Below are 17,622 nucleotides of genomic sequence, written 5' to 3'. Positions count from 1 at the left end.
CCTCGCCTGTGCTCCTGGAGACCGCTATCTGGTGGCTTACTGATTGCCGCTCGATTGCTTTTCTGCATGCCGACCTCCATATCGTGCCGTGCCGGTGCGTGACCGGCTGTTGCTGGATGCGCTGATGCCAGAATTGCCTGAAGTCGAAACTACGGTGCGCGGCCTAGCGCCGCATCTGGTCGGGCAGCGCATCCATGGGGTGATCCTGCGTCGGCCGGATCTGCGTTGGCCCATTGCCGAGCAGATCGAGCGCTTGCTTCCTGGAGCTACCATCACGCACGTCCGTCGACGTGCCAAGTATCTATTGATGGATACCGATGCCGGCGGGAGTGCGTTGCTGCATCTGGGCATGTCCGGGAGCTTGCGTGTATTGCCTGGTGACACGCTGCCGCGCGCACATGATCATGTGGATATCAGCCTGCAGAACGGTCGTGTGCTGCGCTTCAACGACCCACGTCGGTTTGGTTGCCTGCTGTGGCAATCCGACACGCAGGTGCATGAGCTGCTCGCTGCGCTAGGTCCGGAGCCATTATCTGAGGCATTTACTGGCGATTATCTCTATGCGCTATCGCGCGGTCGTCGCGCTGCAGTCAAAACCTTTCTGATGGATCAAGCAGTGGTTGTCGGCGTAGGAAATATCTATGCCGCTGAGAGCCTGCATCGTGCGGGAATCAGCCCCTTGCGCGAGGCTGGAAAGGTGTCGCTTGATCGATACCGGCATCTGGCTACTGCGGTGAAGGATATTCTGGGATACGCGATCCAGCGCGGCGGCACGACATTGCGCGACTTCATCAGCCCGGACGGGGCACCTGGCTATTTCGAGCAGGAACTGACGGTCTACGGCCGCGAGGGTGAGCCCTGCAAACAGTGCGGGCGGGCCTTGAAACACGCAACGATTGGACAACGCGCGACGGTGTGGTGCAGCAATTGCCAGCGTTGAGGTATGGCAGCACCTTTTAAGCAGTTCCTGCTGCCTCCCGGATCAGATCGATCTTCACGATCGATGTGCAGCCTCAGCGGATAGGCAGCCGGCCGGGCGATCAATGGCTCCACCTTCGCAGTAACAAGATGCAAACGGCTAGTTTCCACACGTGCACCGCGCCACAATCGATACGTCCTGCATTTGGAACTGCGTTATGCCCATGTCACCGCCTCTTTTCATTCCCTTGGTGGCTGGCGGTGCACTGGCGCTATTGCTTCCTTGCAAGGCGCATGCGGATGAGTCCGCGAAAGCTGGCCTCGCGCCAGTAGAACGTATCCAGTTGCACAACGATGCAGTGGAGCTGAGCGTCACGCCGGCATTTGGTGGCCGTGTGCTGTCCTTCAGCCTGCGCGGACACCCTAGTGTGTTGAAGATCGGAGCAGCAGTGGATCGCCAGCCTGCGCCTACGGTGTCTGCCGGCGCAGGCGATGTTCCGTATCTCGGTCACGATGTGTGGGTGGGGCCGCAGAGTCAGTGGTGGTTGCATCAGCAGGTCAACCTTGAGCGCAAGGCCGCCGCCGCGGTGTGGCCGCCGGATCCGTATCTCTCGTTGGCCAGTACGCAGGCCCTGGTACGTGGACCGACCGAGGTGACCCTGCAGGGCGTGCCCAGCCCGGTGACAGGCGTGCAACTGAGCAAGCGCATCGCCCTGTCTACAGCGCGCGCCGACACGGTAGACGTGCACGCCACGGCGCGCAATATCCGCAAGGATGCAATCGCTTGGGATCTGTGGTTCAACACCCGCGTTGCGGCGAGTACGCGGGTCTTTGTGCCGGTGGCCAATGCCGGCGATATTCGGGTGCAACCGCAGAGCGAGCCAGGCACGGTGCCGCCCGTGTTCGGTCACCATGCGGGCGTTCTGGCGTTGCGTGCCGACGTACGCGATGACGGCATGGTCCAGCGCGGCAAGGTGTTACTACAACCATCGGCGGGCTGGATGGCCGGCTTTGCCGGCGCGCAGGTGCTGGTGATCCGCTTCGTGCATCAGCCGTTGGCCGCGATCCATCCGGAACAAGGACAGGTGGAGCTGTACCTGGATGCCCCGCCCCTGCATCCCGAGCAGGGCTTGCTGGAAATGGAGGTGCATGCACCGTATCGCCAGCTTGCGCCAGGTGCGCAGATGCAGGCGCAGGAGCAGTGGACGTTGCTGCAGTACAGCGGGCCGGACGATGTGCAGGCGCAGCGGCGCTTCCTGTGCAGCAAGGCGACAGAGCTGGCTTTGGACAATGCGTGCGACGCCGCAGCTGCGGCGCCTTGACGCACGCACGCGCGTCCACGCCGGGCTTGTGGCTATGATGTCGCCCAATTCCCGATCAGATCGATGCGCATGCAACGACGCCACTTCCTGAAGAATGCCGCTGTCGCCTTGGCCGCGCTCGGTTTACCGGCATTGCCGCAGTGGGCGTTGGCTGCCAAGGCTGTGGGGCTGCGTCGGCTCGGGCAGCCGCAACCGTTCGACTATGCGTGGCTCAAGGGGCAGGCGCGTGCGCTGGCCAAGGCGCCGTACAAAAGCCACAAGCAGGTGCTGCCGGGGCCGCTGGAAGCGTTGAACTGGGATCAGTATCAGTCGATCCGCTATCGGCAGGACCATGCGTTGTGGGCCGACGGCAACGGCAAGTTTCAGGCGAAGTTCTTCCACCTGGGGCTGTACTTCCATACCCCCGTGCACATCTACGATATCGTCGATGGCAAGGCCCAGCAGTTGGCCTACGACCCGGCTGCGTTCGATTACGGCAGCAGCGGGCTAGGCGGCAAGCAGTTGCCGAAGGATCTGGGCTTTGCCGGCTTCCGGCTCAACACGCGCAAGGACACCGATCGCGACTTTTCGGCGTTTCTGGGCGCGAGCTATTTCCGTGCGGTGGGCAAGGAAGGCCAGTACGGGCAGTCTGCGCGCGGGCTGGCGATCGATACCGGCACCGGTGGACCGGAAGAGTTTCCGGACTTCATCGCCTACTACCTGGAGCAGCCGGCCGACGACTCCGACACCGTGGTGGTCTACGGCCTGCTGGACTCGCCCAGTGTCGCCGGCGCCTACCGCTTTGCCATCACCAATGGCGACGTGCTGGTGATGGATATCGACAGCGCGCTGTACCCGCGCAAGGCTATCGAACGGCTCGGCATCGGCCCGTGCACCAGCATGTACCAGGTCGGCGAAAACGACAGCCGGATGGATTGGGACTGGCGCCCGGAGATCCACGATACCGATGGTCTGGCGATGTGGACAGGTGGTGGCGAATGGATCTGGCGGCCGCTGTGCAACCCGCCGCATCTGCGCTTCAACATGTTTGTCGATGAGAACCCACGTGGGTTCGGGCTGTTGCAGCGCGACCGCAATTTCGACCATTACCAGGACGACGGCGTGTTCTACGAAAAGCGCCCGTGCCTGTGGGTGGAGCCCAAGAGCGGTTGGGGCAAGGGCTCGGTGCAGTTGGTCGAGATCCCGACCGTGGACGAGACCTTCGACAACATCGTGGCGTTCTGGAACCCGCAGGCCAAGCCGCAGCCGGGACAGGAGCTGTTGATGGGCTACCGGTTGTATTGGGGCGCCCAACCGCCGGCCAGTTCGCATTTGGCGCATTGCGTGGCCACCCGCACCGGATTGGGTGGCATCGTCGGGCAGAAGCGCAGCCATTTTTCATGGCGCTTTGCGGTGGACTTTGCCGGCGGCGATTTGCCTGGGTTGGTGAAGGATGCCAAGACCAAGGTTGAAGCGGTGATCCAGGTGTCGCGCGGCACCACGGAGATTGTCTCGGCGCGGCCGTTGCATGAGCTCAAGGGCTATCGGGCCATGTTCGACCTGGTGCCGCCGGATGACAGCATGCAGCAGATCGATATCCGCCTGTACCTGCGCGCCAACGGCAAGCCGCTGACCGAAACCTGGCTCTATCAATGGACGCCGCCGCCGGTGAGCGAGCGCAAGATCTATTGAGTGTGTGGCGGTGCGCACGGGTGCGCATCGCGCGGTTTCGTCTGCAGCGCGACGTCTTTGTAGGGCGCTCCGTGCGATCGAAGCTAGAAGCGAGGATGCTGCGGTGATCTCGGCGCGGTGGGTAGATCGCCGACATGCGTAAGTCGATCGCAACGACGGCAGACCGCCGCTCTCCCAGCCATGCGTACTTGTTGTGCGGCGGAGGCAAGCAATGCCTGCGCCTGCCGCACATCTCGCCGATCAGGCCTGGCTGACATCAGCGACCGACGTGCGATTTCGGGCATGCCGTGTCCGCCAATGCACCCATGCACGTCGCGTCTTTACGTGCTGTGCGGCGGAGGCGAACAATGCCTGCGCCTCCCGTACATCTCGCTGATCAGGCCTGTGCTGACCCCAGCGACTGACATGCGATTTCGGCATCCGGCGATGCACCGTTGCACAGCGCGCCGATCAGGCTGGGATGACGCCAATCACCGGCATGCGATTTCGAGCATGCTGCGTCTGCCAATGCACCCACGCACGCCGCGTCCTGGAGTGATCGCCGCACGAGAACGTGTGTGCCTCCAAAAGCGCCTATGCGTGGACGCGCTTCCGGAGCGCAACCGCACTGCTGCAGGACGCGATCGCCGCGGTGGGGCGGTATCGCCGGGTTTAAGCACTCAGGCCGAGGTGGTGCCGCTGACCAGGTGCATGCGCGCACGTGGTCGTGCGCAGGCCAGCTCCACGCGGAAGCAGGTGCCGTCCTTGCCGCTGGTGATACGCAGCTCGCCCTGATGCGCCTGTGCGATCTGCGCGGCCATGTGCAGGCCCAGATCCACTTCCGGCACGGGGCGGCCGGCGGTGTGCACGTGGGTGGAGGCGTGCAGCACATCCAGCCGGCGTGGGTCGATGCCATCCAGATTGCAAACCTCGATGCGCAGGCGGCCCTGTTCGGTGACCGCTACCGCCTTGATCAGCGAACTCTGCTGCCCCTGCACCACCGCATTGATCATCATGCTGCCGAACATCTGCGCCAGACGCACCGCATCGCCATGCACGGGTTCGTCGATGGCCACGTGCGTGGACAGCACCTGGTTGGGATAGGCGGCGCGGGTTTCGTCGACGACCTGCGACAGCGCATCGAGCAGGTCGCTGCCGCTGCCGTAATCCAGCTGCAGCCAGTCGCGCTCGATGCCGCGCGCGAAATCGGAGGCGAAATCGATCAGTTCTTCCATGCGCTGCAGGCTGCGCTGCAGGCAGCGGATGGCGCCGCCCTGGCGCTGGTTGAGCGGGTCGATGGCGAGCATGTCCACCACCGCATGCATGGACTGCAGCGGATTACGCAGGTCGTGCCCGAGGATGCCGATGAACTCTTCGCGCAACCGCGCCGAGGCACCGGCGCGGCCCAGTTCGCTGCGTGCGCGCCGCGATTCCTGCGCGCTCTCTTCGGCGCGCTGTTCGGCCTGGATCTGCGCGGCCAGCAACTGCGCGAGCAGCTCGACCTTCTCCACCAACTGCTGGTCCATGACCCGCGGTAACGGGTCCAGCGCGCACAAGGTGCCGAACACGCTGCCATCGTCGAAACGGATCGGCACCGAGACGTAGCTTTCGAAGCCATACAACCGCGGCGATGGGTGGTCGCGATAGACCGGGTCGTCGGAGGCATGCCCGAACCACACCGCGTTGCCCTTCACCCGCACGCTATCGCAGAAGGTGGTGGCCAGCGGCAGCTCGTCGCCCGGCATCAGACCGAAGGACAACTCGTCGCGCACCTGGCAGGTGATCCAGCGCGCCTCGGTCACCCGCGCGACGGCGGCAAAGCCCATGCCGGTGAGGCGGGTGAGGATGTTCAGCACATCGGGGACCGACGATAGCCGGCCAACACGCGCGATATCGGCGCGTAACTCGGGAGGAAGCGTACCCATGTGTGCCTCCCGACAAGTGGATGATCGCCAGTTTACAGGACTGCAGTTGGGCCTGGTGACGTGCCAAGCCACTGCAATCGATGCCAACGATACGCCTTGTCGGCCGGTGCCGGCGATGCCGCTGCGAATGCATGCCTGCATAGGTTTAGCCATGCGTTCGCAGCGTATAGCTGGACGCCAATGCGCGCTGGCGATCAGGGATGCGGCCACGGATGGTGGCGGCGCTACCGCAGCTGCCCAACGGCGCTGTGACTCCGCTGCGCTGACCAAGGCGACGGGTGATTCGTGTGTTCGTGCCACACCGCCATCTACCGCTTACGGCGTCGCCATGCGGCAGGTGGCGGAATGGGCGGACACTACCCGGCGCAGGCCGGACGGACCGACGCTGCGGTGTCGCCAGTCGGCAGGATGCCGGTTACTCAGGCGTCGGCAGACGGCAGCGGCAAGGCGATCTGCAGTGGGTCGATGCGACCTTCGCCGCGCATGATCTTCTTGAACTCGGGGCGGCTGACCGACACGTAGCGCTCGTTGCCGCCGATCTCCACTTGCGGGCCGTCCTGCACCGCATGCCCCTGTGCGTCCACGCGCACGGTCATGGTGGCCTTGCTGCCGCTGTGGCAGATGGTCTTGATCTCCTCCAGCTCGTCGGCCCAGGCCAGCAGGAACTGGCTGCCTTCGAACAGCTCGCCGCGAAAATCCGTCCGCAGGCCATAGCACAGCACCGGGATGCGCAGCCGGTCGACCACCTCGCTCAACTGCCAGACCTGTGCACGGCTGAGGAACTGCGCCTCATCGACCAGCACGCAATGCAGGGCGCCCTGGGTGGCGATGTCGCGTTCGACCAGTTGCTGCAGTTCGGTGTCGCGATCGAACGCGCGCCCGTCTGCGCGCAAGCCAATCCGCGATGCGACCACGCCGCTGCCGGCGCGGTGGTCGAGTTTGGGCGTCAGGATCAGCGTGCGCATGCCGCGTTCGCGGTAGTTGTGCGCCGACTGCAGCAAGGTGGTGGTCTTGCCGGCATTCATCGCCGAATAATAGAAATAGAGCTTGGCCATCGGGCGATTTTACCGGGCCGGGCGGCTGCATGCAGCGCGCGCTATTGGTGAGTGCTGCCGCGCGGGCCAACGCGGGCGGGCGCTGATGCCGTGCCGCCGTATCTGCAGACCTTGTGCGACAGAACCATTCCCCTGCCGACCTGAATCCATCGCGCCGGCCAGCCCGGGGCCGCCCCGGTACAATGGCGCGCTCTGTCGGAAGCCTCTATGCACGGTCTCAATCCCCCGCAAAGCGCCGCGGTGCTGCACTGCGAAGGTCCCTTGTTGGTGCTGGCCGGTGCCGGCAGCGGCAAGACGCGCGTGATCGTGGAAAAGATCGCGCATCTGATCGCGATCGGCCGCTATCCGGCCAAGCGCATCGCCGCGATCACCTTCACCAACAAGTCGGCCAAGGAAATGCGCGAGCGTGTGGCCAAGCGCATTCGCGGCGATGGCGCCGATGGCCTGACCATCTGCACCTTCCATGCGCTGGGGCTGAAGTTCCTGCAGATCGAGCACGCCGCGGCCGGTTTGAAGCGCGGTTTTTCGATCTTCGATTCCGACGATGCCGCCGCGCAGATCAAGGACCTGATGCATGGCGCCAAGCCCGATGCGATCGAAGATGCCAAGAACCTGATCTCGCGCGCCAAGAATGCCGGCTTGTCGCCGGAACAGGCGATGGCCGCTGCGCGCAGCAACCGCGAGAAGGAAGCCGCCAGCCTGTACGAGCGCTACCAAGCGCGACTGACCACCTTCAATGCGGTGGACTTCGACGATCTGATCCGCCTGCCGGTGCAGATCCTGGAAGCCAACGAAGAGATCGTGATGGGCTGGCGCGAGCGCATCGGCTACCTGCTGGTGGACGAGTGCCAGGACACCAACGATGCCCAGTACCGGCTGTTGAAGATGCTGGCCGGGCCGCGCGGCAACTTCACCTGCGTGGGCGACGATGACCAGAGCATCTACGCCTGGCGCGGCGCCAATCCGGAAAACCTGCAGCAGATGGGGCGCGATTACCCGGCGCTGGAAATCATCAAGCTGGAGCAGAATTATCGCTGCTCCAATCGCGTGTTGCGCGCGGCCAATGCGCTGATCGCGCACAACCCGCACGAGCATTTGAAGACGCTGTGGAGCGACCAGGCCGACGGCGAACGTATCCGCGTGTGGGAATGCCGCGACAGCGAGCACGAGGCCGAAAAGGTCGCGGCCGAAATTTCGTTTCTGGGCACCGCCAAGCAGGTGCCGTGGAGCGATTTCTGCATTCTGTTTCGCGGTAATTTTCAGTCGCGGCCGCTGGAAAAAGCCATGCAGCTGCTGCGGGTGCCGTATCACCTCACCGGCGGCACCGCGTTTCTGGAGCGGCAGGAGGTCAAGGACGTGCTGTCCTGGCTGCGCCTGATCGTCAACCCCGAGGATGACGCGGCGTTTTTGCGCGCGGTGCAATCGCCCAAGCGCGAAGTGGGGGCGACCTCGCTGGCGCGGTTGGCCGAGCTGGCCAGTGCGAAGTCGGTGCCGATGTCGCGCGCAGCCGAATCGATGGGCGCATTGCAGCACCTGCCGCCGCGCGCGGCCAATGGCCTGAGTGCCTTTACCGATATTCTGCGCGACATGCGCGAGCACTCGGCGACCATGCCGGCCGGCGAATTGGTGCGTACGCTGGCCGACAAATCTGGCCTGCTCAACGACCTGCGCAATCAATCCAAGGACGAAACCGGCTTCCAACGCCGCAAGCGCAACCTGGACGAGTTGGCCGAGTGGTTCGAAGGCGGCCCACGTGGCGCGAGCGCCAGCGATCTGGCCGCGCAGCTGGCGCTGTTGTCGCGCAACGACAAGGACGACGGCGGCAACCAGGTGCGCATGATGACCATGCATGCGTCCAAGGGTCTGGAATTCCGCTATGTGTTTATCGTCGGCTGCGAAGACGGTGTGCTGCCGCACGAAGTGAGCCTGGAAGAAGGCAATCTGCAGGAAGAGCGCCGGCTGCTGTATGTGGGCATCACCCGCGCCAAGGAGCAGCTGTGGATGAGTCACAGCAAGCTGACGCGCAAGTTTGGCGAGCATGTGCGGCTCAAGCCGAGCCGGTTCTTCGATGAGATTCCTGCCGAAGAACTGCAGCGCGATGGTGCCGACCCGGTGGCCGATGCCGAGCGCAAAAAAGAGCGCGCCAGCGCCGGGCTGGCAGCGATCCAGGCGTTGTTCGATTAGCCGCGGCTGATCAAGCCACCGCGCTCGTCGTCGGGTGGGCGCGGCCGGTGCGTGGTTAGCGTTTGGCACCTCGGTCTGGCACGCGCCAGCGTATTGGCGGCGGTGTGCCGACCGTTCCAGGCGTGTCATGCGCTTCAATACGCGTGAGAGTGGCTGCTGTACGGATCCGCACACTGCCGCATTGCATCGCGGCGCGGCAGTGACCAGTTGTCGAAAGCCTGGCGTTTGCTGCGCGCGGAATGGATTGTGACCGTCGACATTGATGTCGACATCGACATCGACATCGACATCGACTTCGACGTGCCAGGCTGGCGGCGCGTGCATGCACGGCGCGGATCGTCTGCTGGATGATTGCCGGTCCCACCTGGCTGTAGCGCGCGCTGAGGCTTGCCAGCGGCACACCCGCACGGCAGTCTGGTTTTCCCCGCTGCAGGAGTGCGCCGTGACTGTCGTGATCGAAACCCCGCGCTTGCGCTTGCGCACGCTCGATCCCGAGCGCGATGCCGATGCGATATTGACGCTGGTCAACGACCCCGGCTTTATCGCCGGCATCAACGACCGCGGCATCCGTACCCGCGAGCAGGCGAGCGCGCATCTGCGCGAGTGGGCGCAGGCGCATCACGACATGTACGGGTTTGCGCATTGGGCGCTGGAGACGCGTGACGGGTCCACCTTCATGGGGACGTTGGGTTTGTTGTGCCGCGACACCTTGCCGGTGCCGCATCTCGGCTTTGCACTGTTGCCGGCCTATCGCGGCAAGGGCTATGTGCGCGAAGCCGGGCGTGCGGTGCTGGATTACGCACGCGATGGGCTGGGGCTGACCCAGCTGTGCGCGATCGTGTCGCCGGACAACGCCGCTTCCATTCGCGCGCTGGAAGCGCTGGGGCTGCACCGCGAAGGCCTGCGGGTGTTGAGTCCCGGCACCGACGCGCTGGCGTATTACACGATCGACCTCGCCTCCACCGACATGGACAGCACCCCAGGTGTGCGGCACCCTGCCGGCCTGCCTCCGACTGCATAAGGACACCCGTATGCCGCTGCTGGTCAATGCCTATTCCACCTTGCGCGAACCGCGCTGGCCGGACTTTCTGCCCCACGACGCTGTGCAGCATCGCGACCATGCCGACCCGGAACTGGCCAACCATCTGCATGGCTTTGTCGGCTACGTGAATCAGGCGGGCGACGGGCAAATGACCCAGTCGCGGTATCACCTGATGCGGCATGTGCAGCGGGTGCGGCAGCACTTCAGCTTCCAGGTCGACGACAGCGCGTTTGGCGATCTGGCGCAGTGGGCCGAGCAGGCCAATGCGGTGTGTTTTCTGGCCGACGGCAGCGTGCGCGACCCGCAGGGGCGGGTGCTGATCAGCCAGGGCGAGCCGGCGCTCGATGACAAAGCGCAGGTGCCGTACCCGCCGGACGCGCTCGAGCGGCGAGCGCATCATCTGGCGCAGCTGAGCGCACAGGGCATCCGCGTACCGCCGAGCTTGCCGCCGGTGGCCGGCGGGGGCGAAGCGCGGGTGCGCGAGGCGACGGCGGTGACGCAACGGATGCTGGCGTTGTTTGCGGTGGCCTTGCGTGCGGAGATGCTGGCCGCCGGCGATGCACCACCGGCGTTGGAGGAGGTGGAGACGCGCTTGCCCGGCGTGACGGCTGCGCTGTCGCCGCAGGAGCACGCTTTCTTCGCCGAGGCGCACCCAGAAGCACAGATGCTGGCCAATTTTGGCTGGCGTTACGAAAGCCTGGCCGTGTTGCAGTGGGCGCTGGGCCTGGCCGACAGCTTGTCGCAGCCGACCGCCCTGTGCGACGTGCCGCTGGCCGCGCAGCGCGCGCTGGAGCATGCGCAGGCGCCTGCGCTCACGCTGCGGCCGCTGCCCGAATTGCTGGATGCATTGGACCTGCATCTGCGCCTGCACTGGGCCGTGCGTCAGGCCGGTCACACCCAGCAGGCACCGCCGGCCGGCATCGTGCCCGGCGTGGTGTACGAGCGCCATTACGCGCTCAACTGGCTGCTGCACTTCGAAGATGCGGACTGGGACGAGGTGGATACGCCGACCTGAGCGGAGCGCGCACCGATCACGTCGGGGCTAAGAGCGGCTAACAAAACGTAGCGAGCAGTCGTCAGGTGGGTGTGGACGGCGCGGAGGAACCGGAGTGTACGGGTGGTACATGAGGATTCCGAGCACCGGCCGCGCCCGCCTGGCGGCTGCACAGTAGTTTTGTTAGCTGCTCTAAGCGTCCCTCAAGGGATGCATCCGCATGGCGTTGTGGCGTCGCGCCTGCCATGGCGTGTGGTTCTCACACGCCATGGCAGGCGCCGAACAACGCGTCCGTGTGGTTTCGATCGACACCGCTGGCCATCTTCGCTACGCGCAAGCGCTTGATGTTCAGCAGGGAAGGCCGCCGTGTTTGAGCGACATCCCAGGTTCCCCCGTCATGCCGCGCGTTGTTCGGACCTTCCCTAGCCGAGGAAGGACATGGCGTGGGTCAGCGAGCGGTCGGTCTGCAGATCCAGCAAGCGGCCGTGCGCGTCATGGAACAGCAGATGGCCGGACTGCTCGCGCACCTTGACCGTGCTGCCCGCAGGCCAGTCCAGCGACGCAACGATGCCACCGTCATGGTGGCGCACCACCAGATAGCGCGAGCCGTGCGGCCAATGCAGGCCAACCAGGAATCCCGCTTCAAGCGCCACCACGCTCGATCCATCCGGCGCGCCGAATGCGGCACTGTGTTCGTTCAATCGGCACTGACGGGCGCTGCCGATGTGCTGGTAGTGCAGGTAACTGTCGCCATTGGGATCGGTGCGCACCTCCGTTTGCTGTGCGCTGCCGAGCCGATGCGCGAGCACCGGCGCTTGCGGGTCCACGCGCAGGGGATCGCGCGCTTTGAGGCGTCGCGCGGGCAGGCTGTAGGTCCAGTCCTCCAGGTGCTCGCCGGCTTGCACCAGATACACCTCGCAATCGCTGAAGAATCCCGCCGCAATCACCGGGCCGGGCAGGTCGCCGACATGCCACAGCACGCTGTGCAGATCCTTGTCGGTATCGACCACCAGCAGCCGGTTGTCGACCACGATGCTCCAGCCGATTCCGCTGTAGCTGGGCGCGGCGTACTGCAGTGCGAGCTGGCCAAGGTCGCGCACCGCATGGGTGATCAAATCCAGCCGATGCACGGTGGACACGCGCTCACGGGGTGCGATTGCCAGGGCGACCTGCCCGCTGTCGGCGATGACCACGCCAAAGGCAGGCGCCGGGTAGCGCCGCAGCAGGCGCCCGTGCGCGTCCACCACCGCCGCGCCAGCTTCGCCCAAGGCCAGCAGATAGCGGCGACCCGGGAGTGCAGCTACATCGTGGATGGCCGCCAGGCCGGCCTGCGGTGCCTGCAGTCGTAGCGGGGGGGCGCCATCCCAAAGCCTGGATTGGCTGGCCGCGACGTGTGGTTTGAAGGCTGGAATATCGGCGCTGAGCAGGGGGTCCTTGGCCAGTTTCAGCAGCGTGGTCAGATCGCCGACGGACAGGCTGTTGCGGGCGAACGCATGATCGGCGGCAATCGCCGGCAACAGCTGCCGCGCCAGCTGTTGCAGCGAGCGGTTGGGGGCAGCATCCACCAGCAGCGCGGCTGCCAGGTCGCTGCGCGGTGCGGGATCGGCAGTGGGGTCTGCAAGCGCGGCGATGCGGTCTGCGTAGTGTTCCAGCGTGTCCTGCAACAGCTGCGCGCGCTTGACCAGCGCGCGTGCGTGCAGCGTGCTGCCGGCCTGTTCTGCAGCCAGCAGCCACTGCGCGGCCTGGTGGCGCGCGTTGTGCAACGGCCACACCGCGTCCACGGCGGCCAGCCAGTCGCCGGCCTGCACCAGCGCCTGGCCCCAGTCCAGCCGCAACGCGTCGGCCAGTGCGCGGTCGGTGCCGTGCAGCAGCTGGATTGCGGCGGCAAAGGCGCCATCGCGGCGCGCGACCTGTACCGCACGCGCGTGGTCGCCGGCCAGCATCAGCAGCCGGATGATCATCGCCGCCGACATGTCCCAGCCTAGCGCCAGCTCCGCGGCCTGTTTGTAACGGGCGTGCTTGACCAGATAGTCGAGCGCTTCCTGGCGCGCATTGAGCAATTCGGCCAGCACGAACACCGCACGATCGATCTGGCCCTCGCGGTCCAGCCGCGCGAAGGCGCTGCGATAGGTCGCGCGCAGATGCGCCTGCAGCTCTTCGCCCAGGCCGATGCTGGTGCCGGCGCCGCGCGTGCGCGACAGACTCAGGTCGCTGCGCCGCTGTGGCACCCCGAACGCCTGCCCCAAGGATTCGCCCAGGCCATCTAGCGGCAGCGCGTTGCGCAAGGCTTCGTCCAGATCGCCGTTTTCGAACTGGCGCAGCATCCGGCGCATGTAGGCGCCCTGATGACGTCCGACCAGGCTGGCCATCCGTGAGGCAACCAGTGCGCGGGCCAGCCGCGTGCGCCAGGCCGATACCGATGCAGCGCCACGGCGTGCCGGCACGGTTGTGTTCTGCCCGGTGGCGGTGCCGGCGCCAGACGCTGCGGATCCGTTCGATGCCGGTGCGTGCTCGCGGCTCAAGGTGCGCTGAGCGCGCGTCAGCAGGCGTTGCCACAGCGTGGTGTTCTGCACGGCAGGGCGCTGCGTCTTCAGCGCGTGCAGGAATGCATCGCGCTCGGCGCTGGCTGGCGGGACGGCATTGCCCAGCAATTGCCGCAGCGGTTTGCCGCGCAGCCGGTCCACCTGCAGCGGTGGCTCGCTCGGGCTGCAGTCGTAGGGCATGTGCAGCGGGTAGCCAGACACGTCGATCGCCTCGGAAGGATCCAGCGCCACCGCGTGTTGCCACTGCAAGGCGATCACCTGGGCGCCATGGACCAGGCCGATATCGGCCGGGGGAAACTGCGCTGCCTCGGCGGCAGTCAACGCGCCCGAGAACAGGCCGCCGTGCACCTGGCACAGCGCCAGGCCGGGCGCCTGCTCGCAGACCAACGCACGCGGCGCGGCGAAGCACAGCACATCGCCGTCGGCAAAGCGCAGCGCACGGCTACCCGGTTGCCAGGCGCAGATAAGCCTGGCCAGGCGTTGTTCCGGGCTGAGCCACGCTGCCGAGAACCACAACGCCGACACCATCTGGCTGCCGTGCCACAGCGGGTAGCGCACGCTGCTGCCCGCATTGTCCGCGCGCGCCGGGCTAGTCATGGCCGGGTTGCTCGGCCTGGCCTTGCACGACCATCAACGGGGTCAGCCCGCCATCGCCCAAGATCCACGCCTGCCCCTGCAGGGTCACCAGTGCGACCCGCGCGCCATCGCTGGACACTGCCGCGGCGCTGATCTCGCTGGCGGCGCGATGCAGTGTCCGCCGGCCGCTGGCCCCGATGGCGAGCAGCGCGCGACGATCGGCCCGCAGCACCAGCAGCAGGCTGTGCTGCGGCGCGTCCGGGTCGCCGATCAGGCCGATCGGTCGGTCGCCGGACGCCACGATCGCCTCGAATTCCTGAAAGCCGTCGGCCGGGCCCCCGTGCAGCACCCGGTAAGCCAGCGAGCGGTCCCCGCCGGCCTGACGGCTTGCCAGTTCGAGGGCGATGGCGCCACGCCACTGGTCCTCCTGGACCAGGTTGCGCAGCAACACGACCGGCGGGCGCGACCCCAGCGCCAGCTGCAGGATGAGGTCCTGCTTGCCGTTGCGATGCAGGCGCAGCACCCGCAGTTCGCCAGCGACATGGGTGGCGTAGACCGCGTGTTCGGCATCGCCTTGCGCCAGCGCCACCACCTGCCCTGCGAGCTCGCTGCCTTGCGCAACCCGCTGCCGCTGGTTGGTATCGCGCGTCCAGGTCATCAGCCGGCCGTGCTGGTCCCACAGCAGGAACCGCTGTGGCTTGCCGCCGCTGTTGAGCCACACGCATGGACGCAGCCGCACCTGGCCGGGTGCGGGGCAGAGGCTCTGCCCGCCGGCTTCGATGGAGCCGTGCATGCCATCGAGATTCCAGAACGCGGCCTGCTCCCCGAAAGCGACGATGCCGCCCACGTGCTTGTTCTGCGCCGTCAGGCACAGCGGCTGACCGCCCTGCGCCCATTGGTGGTAGCGCGGCGCCGCCCGTTTGGGGATGTCGGCGGGCTGCACCTTCACCATCGCGCTGCGGTAGCCGTCTGCCAGCAGCAGCGCCACATGGCTGCCGTCCGGGCTGAACAGCGGCGCGTGGCGCAGCGAAAACTTGCCTTTGACCACGTGGTTTGCGGTGTCGGCTTGGGCGGGGCGTTGCGTGTCGGTGAAGTGCCCAAGCAGCAGCTGCCTGGCGGCCATGCTGGCAGGCACCGGCAACAGGCTGCTGCGGGTGCCGTGGCGCGTTTGCAGCACCACCTGCAGATGCGCATCGGCCGCAGGCACGATGCTGACCTGGTGGTGGAACGGCGCCATGCGCACCGGTTGCGCGCCGATCCACCAGCACTCGCTGGTGGTCGGGGTCGCGCTTGCCCACTGCGTGGCCCAGGCCTGCGCGTGCTGCGGGCCGGTCGCCTCGAAGGTGCGGCCCTGCAGCAGCTGTTGCAGCCGGGCAGGGCTGTCGGCGTCGTGCAGGTCGCCGGGCAGATGCGCCAGACCCCAGACAAAGCGCGCATTGGCGGCCTGCGCACGGCGTGCCAGCAGGATCCACAACGCGATCTGTGCCAGACGCGGCGCGCCCCATTGCGCCGGACCGGCATCGAAGATCGCCACCAGACGCGCATCGCGCGCGCGGGTCTGCATGCGGGGCACCAGGAACAGGTGCTCGGCATGCGCGGCGCGGCGCAGGAATTCCTCCGGCAGTGCGTCGGCCAGTGCCCACTCGCTCAGCAGCAGGTGGTCGTAGCTGCCGCGCCGACGCAGGTCGTCGATGCCGTCCGGTTCGCTGTCGCCATCGCGGCGGCGCAGGCTGTCGCGGCCGAGCAAGGGGTCCAGACGCAACAACCAGGTGCCGAGCTGGGAGGCGATTTCCGGGTCGAACCAGTCCAGCCACAGCCGCCAGGCCTGGAGCGGGGCGGGCACCTGCAGCGCGGCGCTCACGCGGCCTCCCAGCGCTGACGGATCTGCGCCACGACCTCGGCACGCGCCGGCAACAACCCATGCAGCGGCAGCACCAGCGCAGGTGATCGCAGCAGCAACAGCGGCTGCGGCCCGTGTTGGCGGCGCAGCGCACGCTCCAGCAGTTCCAGCGGAAGCGCGGGGCGTTCGGCGGTGGGCAACCACAGGCCAGCGGCGTCCGCGCGCGGTGCCACGTACTGCACGCCGTTGGCCCAGGGCAGCTGCGGCGCAGGGCCGGTCATCAGCAACGCCTGCGCGGTGGCGGTGACCAGCAAACCCGCGCCGTCGGGCAAGCGCGCCCATGCCGCCAGCAACGCGCGTGCGGCCTCGCCCACGCCGATCACTCCTTGCGGGGCGACCGGCAGCGGCTCGTCCTGCCACGACCAGGTCACGCGCCGCTGCCGATCTGCTCGATCAGGCGCGTGCGTTCGTGGGCCAGCTCGGCCGGCAGCGAGGTGGCCGTGAAGTTGGCATCGATCTCGCGCAGCAAGGCTTCGGCCATGGTGTGTAGGGCCGGATTGTGCTGATCCTGCAGGCAAGACTGGGCCGCCTCCACCAGCCGCGCAGTGCGCGAGAGCGGTTGCAGGGCGGCTTGTTCGACGGCCGCGCGCAGGGTGGGATTCGCCGCGGCGGCCAGGGTGCCGCGCAGCAGGTCCTGTGCGCTGGCTTGCTGCGCGCGCGTGGGCAGCACGTAGAACAGCGGCCACAGATCGGCCTCGCTGGCCTGGGTGCGTCCGGCCAGCACGCAGGCGGCGGCGATCAGCCGCTGGGTCTTGACCAGGCGACGGTCCGACAGCTGCACGCCTGCGCCGCGCAATGTCCGGATCGCTGCGGCGAGCGCCGTGCGCGCGCCATCCATGTCCACTGCACGTGCCTGTTCGCACAGCAGGTCCAGATCGGCCAGCCCGGCCACAGGCTGCAGCGGCGCACGCTCGGCCTGCCATCCGCCGGCCAGCAGCGCTTCGAGTTGATGGTCTGCCACCGGGTCGACGAACAGATGCAGCAGGAAGCGGTCGCTGAAGGCTGCCAGCGCGTCGTCTTCCGGCAGCGCGTTGGCCGCGCCCACGCACAGGCGCAACGGGCAATGCAGGTCGGTCTGGCCACGCCGGAAGCGGCGTTCGTTGAGCAGCCCGAGCAAGGTGTTGAGGATGGCGGTGGAACCCAGGAAGACTTCGTCGAGGAAGGCGATGTCCGCTTCGGGCAACATCCCGGTCACATCGATCTGCACGCTGCCCTCGCGCAGTTTGCGCAGGTCCACCGGGCCGAATAATTCAGCCGGTTCGGTGAAGCGGCCGAGTAGATATTCGAAATAGCGGCCGCCCAGTGCGGCGGCGACGCGCCGCACCACTGCGCTCTTGGCGGTGCCCGGCGGGCCGATGATCAGCAGATGTTCCTGCGCCACTGCAGCGAGCACGATCAATTCGGCCAGCTGATCGCGCTCGATCAATCCGGTGGTGGCGGCCTGGACGGTGGCGCGAATGCGCGCGGCGGCGGGATGGGCATGCATGCGATCGGTCCTTCGAACAAAACGTGC

13 protein-coding genes and 1 other RNA gene are annotated in these 17,622 nt (G+C 66.6%); 7 read left to right on the top strand and 7 right to left on the bottom strand.

From position 1 onward, the window contains the following. The first annotated feature begins 124 nt into the window (after positions 1–124). The 3 genes from mutM to ABQU90_RS22330 all read left to right on the top strand — a co-directional run bounded on the left by mutM (position 125) and on the right by ABQU90_RS22330 (position 3,911). Positions 125–940, top strand: a complete 816-nt coding sequence (gene mutM, locus ABQU90_RS22340; RefSeq protein ID WP_323523321.1) for a bifunctional DNA-formamidopyrimidine glycosylase/DNA-(apurinic or apyrimidinic site) lyase — start codon at positions 125–127, stop codon at positions 938–940. A 196-nt stretch (positions 941–1,136) separates the two neighbouring features. Beyond that, entirely contained in the window at positions 1,137–2,240 is a 1,104-nt protein-coding gene (locus ABQU90_RS22335) for a DUF4380 domain-containing protein (RefSeq protein ID WP_323523259.1), read from the top strand. Positions 2,241–2,309: 69 nt separating this feature from the next. Beyond that, positions 2,310–3,911, top strand: coding sequence for a glucan biosynthesis protein D (locus tag ABQU90_RS22330; protein ID WP_323523260.1), 1,602 nt, complete (start codon positions 2,310–2,312; stop codon positions 3,909–3,911). 659 nt (positions 3,912–4,570) lie between these two features. Here the strand turns inward: ABQU90_RS22330 and ABQU90_RS22325 are convergent. Both ABQU90_RS22325 and ABQU90_RS22320 read right to left on the bottom strand, forming a co-directional pair. Next, a complete protein-coding gene (locus ABQU90_RS22325) occupies positions 4,571–5,815 on the bottom strand; it encodes a GAF domain-containing sensor histidine kinase (RefSeq protein WP_055854608.1) in 1,245 nt (414 codons plus the stop codon). A 419-nt stretch (positions 5,816–6,234) separates the two neighbouring features. After that, positions 6,235–6,870 carry a thymidine kinase gene (locus ABQU90_RS22320; protein ID WP_055854611.1) on the bottom strand — a complete coding sequence of 212 codons (636 nt, stop codon included), beginning with the start codon at positions 6,868–6,870 and terminating at the stop codon, positions 6,235–6,237. A 207-nt stretch (positions 6,871–7,077) separates the two neighbouring features. On the opposite strand from ABQU90_RS22320, the gene ABQU90_RS22315 reads away from it, so the two are divergent. From ABQU90_RS22315 to ABQU90_RS22300, 4 genes are all read left to right on the top strand, one after another. After that, positions 7,078–9,054 (top strand): UvrD-helicase domain-containing protein, encoded by a 1,977-nt coding sequence (locus ABQU90_RS22315; protein WP_055854615.1) that lies wholly within the window; start codon positions 7,078–7,080, stop codon positions 9,052–9,054. A 207-nt stretch (positions 9,055–9,261) separates the two neighbouring features. After that, positions 9,262–9,405 carry a hypothetical protein gene (locus tag ABQU90_RS22310; RefSeq protein WP_323523261.1) on the top strand — a complete coding sequence of 48 codons (144 nt, stop codon included), beginning with the start codon at positions 9,262–9,264 and terminating at the stop codon, positions 9,403–9,405. 91 nt (positions 9,406–9,496) lie between these two features. After that, positions 9,497–10,075 (top strand): GNAT family N-acetyltransferase, encoded by a 579-nt coding sequence (locus ABQU90_RS22305; RefSeq protein WP_407078799.1) that lies wholly within the window; start codon positions 9,497–9,499, stop codon positions 10,073–10,075. Between the two features lie 10 nt (positions 10,076–10,085). Further along, entirely contained in the window at positions 10,086–11,111 is a 1,026-nt protein-coding gene (locus tag ABQU90_RS22300) for a DUF4272 domain-containing protein (protein WP_323523262.1), read from the top strand. Positions 11,112–11,146: 35 nt separating this feature from the next. Here ABQU90_RS22300 and ABQU90_RS22295 read toward each other — a convergent pair. The 5 genes from ABQU90_RS22295 to ABQU90_RS22275 form a co-directional block, all read right to left on the bottom strand. Beyond that, a non-coding RNA gene (locus ABQU90_RS22295) (sX9 sRNA) lies at positions 11,147–11,222 on the bottom strand. A 290-nt stretch (positions 11,223–11,512) separates the two neighbouring features. Further along, a complete protein-coding gene (locus ABQU90_RS22290) occupies positions 11,513–14,230 on the bottom strand; it encodes a bpX6 domain-containing protein (RefSeq protein ID WP_323523263.1) in 2,718 nt (905 codons plus the stop codon). Continuing rightward, positions 14,223–16,070 carry a hypothetical protein gene (locus tag ABQU90_RS22285; RefSeq protein ID WP_323523264.1) on the bottom strand — a complete coding sequence of 616 codons (1,848 nt, stop codon included), beginning with the start codon at positions 16,068–16,070 and terminating at the stop codon, positions 14,223–14,225. Before ABQU90_RS22285 ends, ABQU90_RS22290 begins: the two co-directional genes overlap by 8 nt. Further along, positions 16,067–16,480: a bpX5 domain-containing protein gene (locus ABQU90_RS22280; protein WP_323523265.1), complete on the bottom strand. Its 414-nt coding sequence runs from the start codon at positions 16,478–16,480 to the stop codon at positions 16,067–16,069. The genes ABQU90_RS22285 and ABQU90_RS22280 overlap by 4 nt, the downstream gene beginning before the upstream one ends. Beyond that, on the bottom strand, positions 16,477–17,595 hold the full coding sequence (locus tag ABQU90_RS22275) for an AAA family ATPase (protein ID WP_323523266.1): 1,119 nt from the start codon (positions 17,593–17,595) through the stop codon (positions 16,477–16,479). Before ABQU90_RS22275 ends, ABQU90_RS22280 begins: the two co-directional genes overlap by 4 nt. Between the last annotated feature and the right edge of the window lie 27 nt (positions 17,596–17,622).

It is taken from the genome of Xanthomonas sp. WHRI 10207, from assembly GCF_040202975.1.
GTDB lineage: Bacteria > Pseudomonadota > Gammaproteobacteria > Xanthomonadales > Xanthomonadaceae > Xanthomonas.
Note: the sequence above shows the minus strand (reverse complement) of the source record. Positions and strands in the feature narration are given on the sequence as shown.

What these genes read in the sequence shown, in the direction of transcription:
- mutM (WP_323523321.1), top strand. Translation starts at nt 125, where the DNA reads ATGCCAGAATTGCCTGAAGTCGAAACTACGGTGCGCGGCCTAGCGCCG.
- ABQU90_RS22335 (WP_323523259.1), top strand. Translation starts at nt 1,137, where the DNA reads ATGCCCATGTCACCGCCTCTTTTCATTCCCTTGGTGGCTGGCGGTGCA.
- ABQU90_RS22330 (WP_323523260.1), top strand. Translation starts at nt 2,310, where the DNA reads ATGCAACGACGCCACTTCCTGAAGAATGCCGCTGTCGCCTTGGCCGCG.
- ABQU90_RS22325 (WP_055854608.1), bottom strand. Translation starts at nt 5,815, where the DNA reads ATGGGTACGCTTCCTCCCGAGTTACGCGCCGATATCGCGCGTGTTGGC.
- ABQU90_RS22320 (WP_055854611.1), bottom strand. Translation starts at nt 6,870, where the DNA reads ATGGCCAAGCTCTATTTCTATTATTCGGCGATGAATGCCGGCAAGACC.
- ABQU90_RS22315 (WP_055854615.1), top strand. Translation starts at nt 7,078, where the DNA reads ATGCACGGTCTCAATCCCCCGCAAAGCGCCGCGGTGCTGCACTGCGAA.
- ABQU90_RS22300 (WP_323523262.1), top strand. Translation starts at nt 10,086, where the DNA reads ATGCCGCTGCTGGTCAATGCCTATTCCACCTTGCGCGAACCGCGCTGG.
- ABQU90_RS22290 (WP_323523263.1), bottom strand. Translation starts at nt 14,230, where the DNA reads ATGACTAGCCCGGCGCGCGCGGACAATGCGGGCAGCAGCGTGCGCTAC.
- ABQU90_RS22275 (WP_323523266.1), bottom strand. Translation starts at nt 17,595, where the DNA reads ATGCATGCCCATCCCGCCGCCGCGCGCATTCGCGCCACCGTCCAGGCC.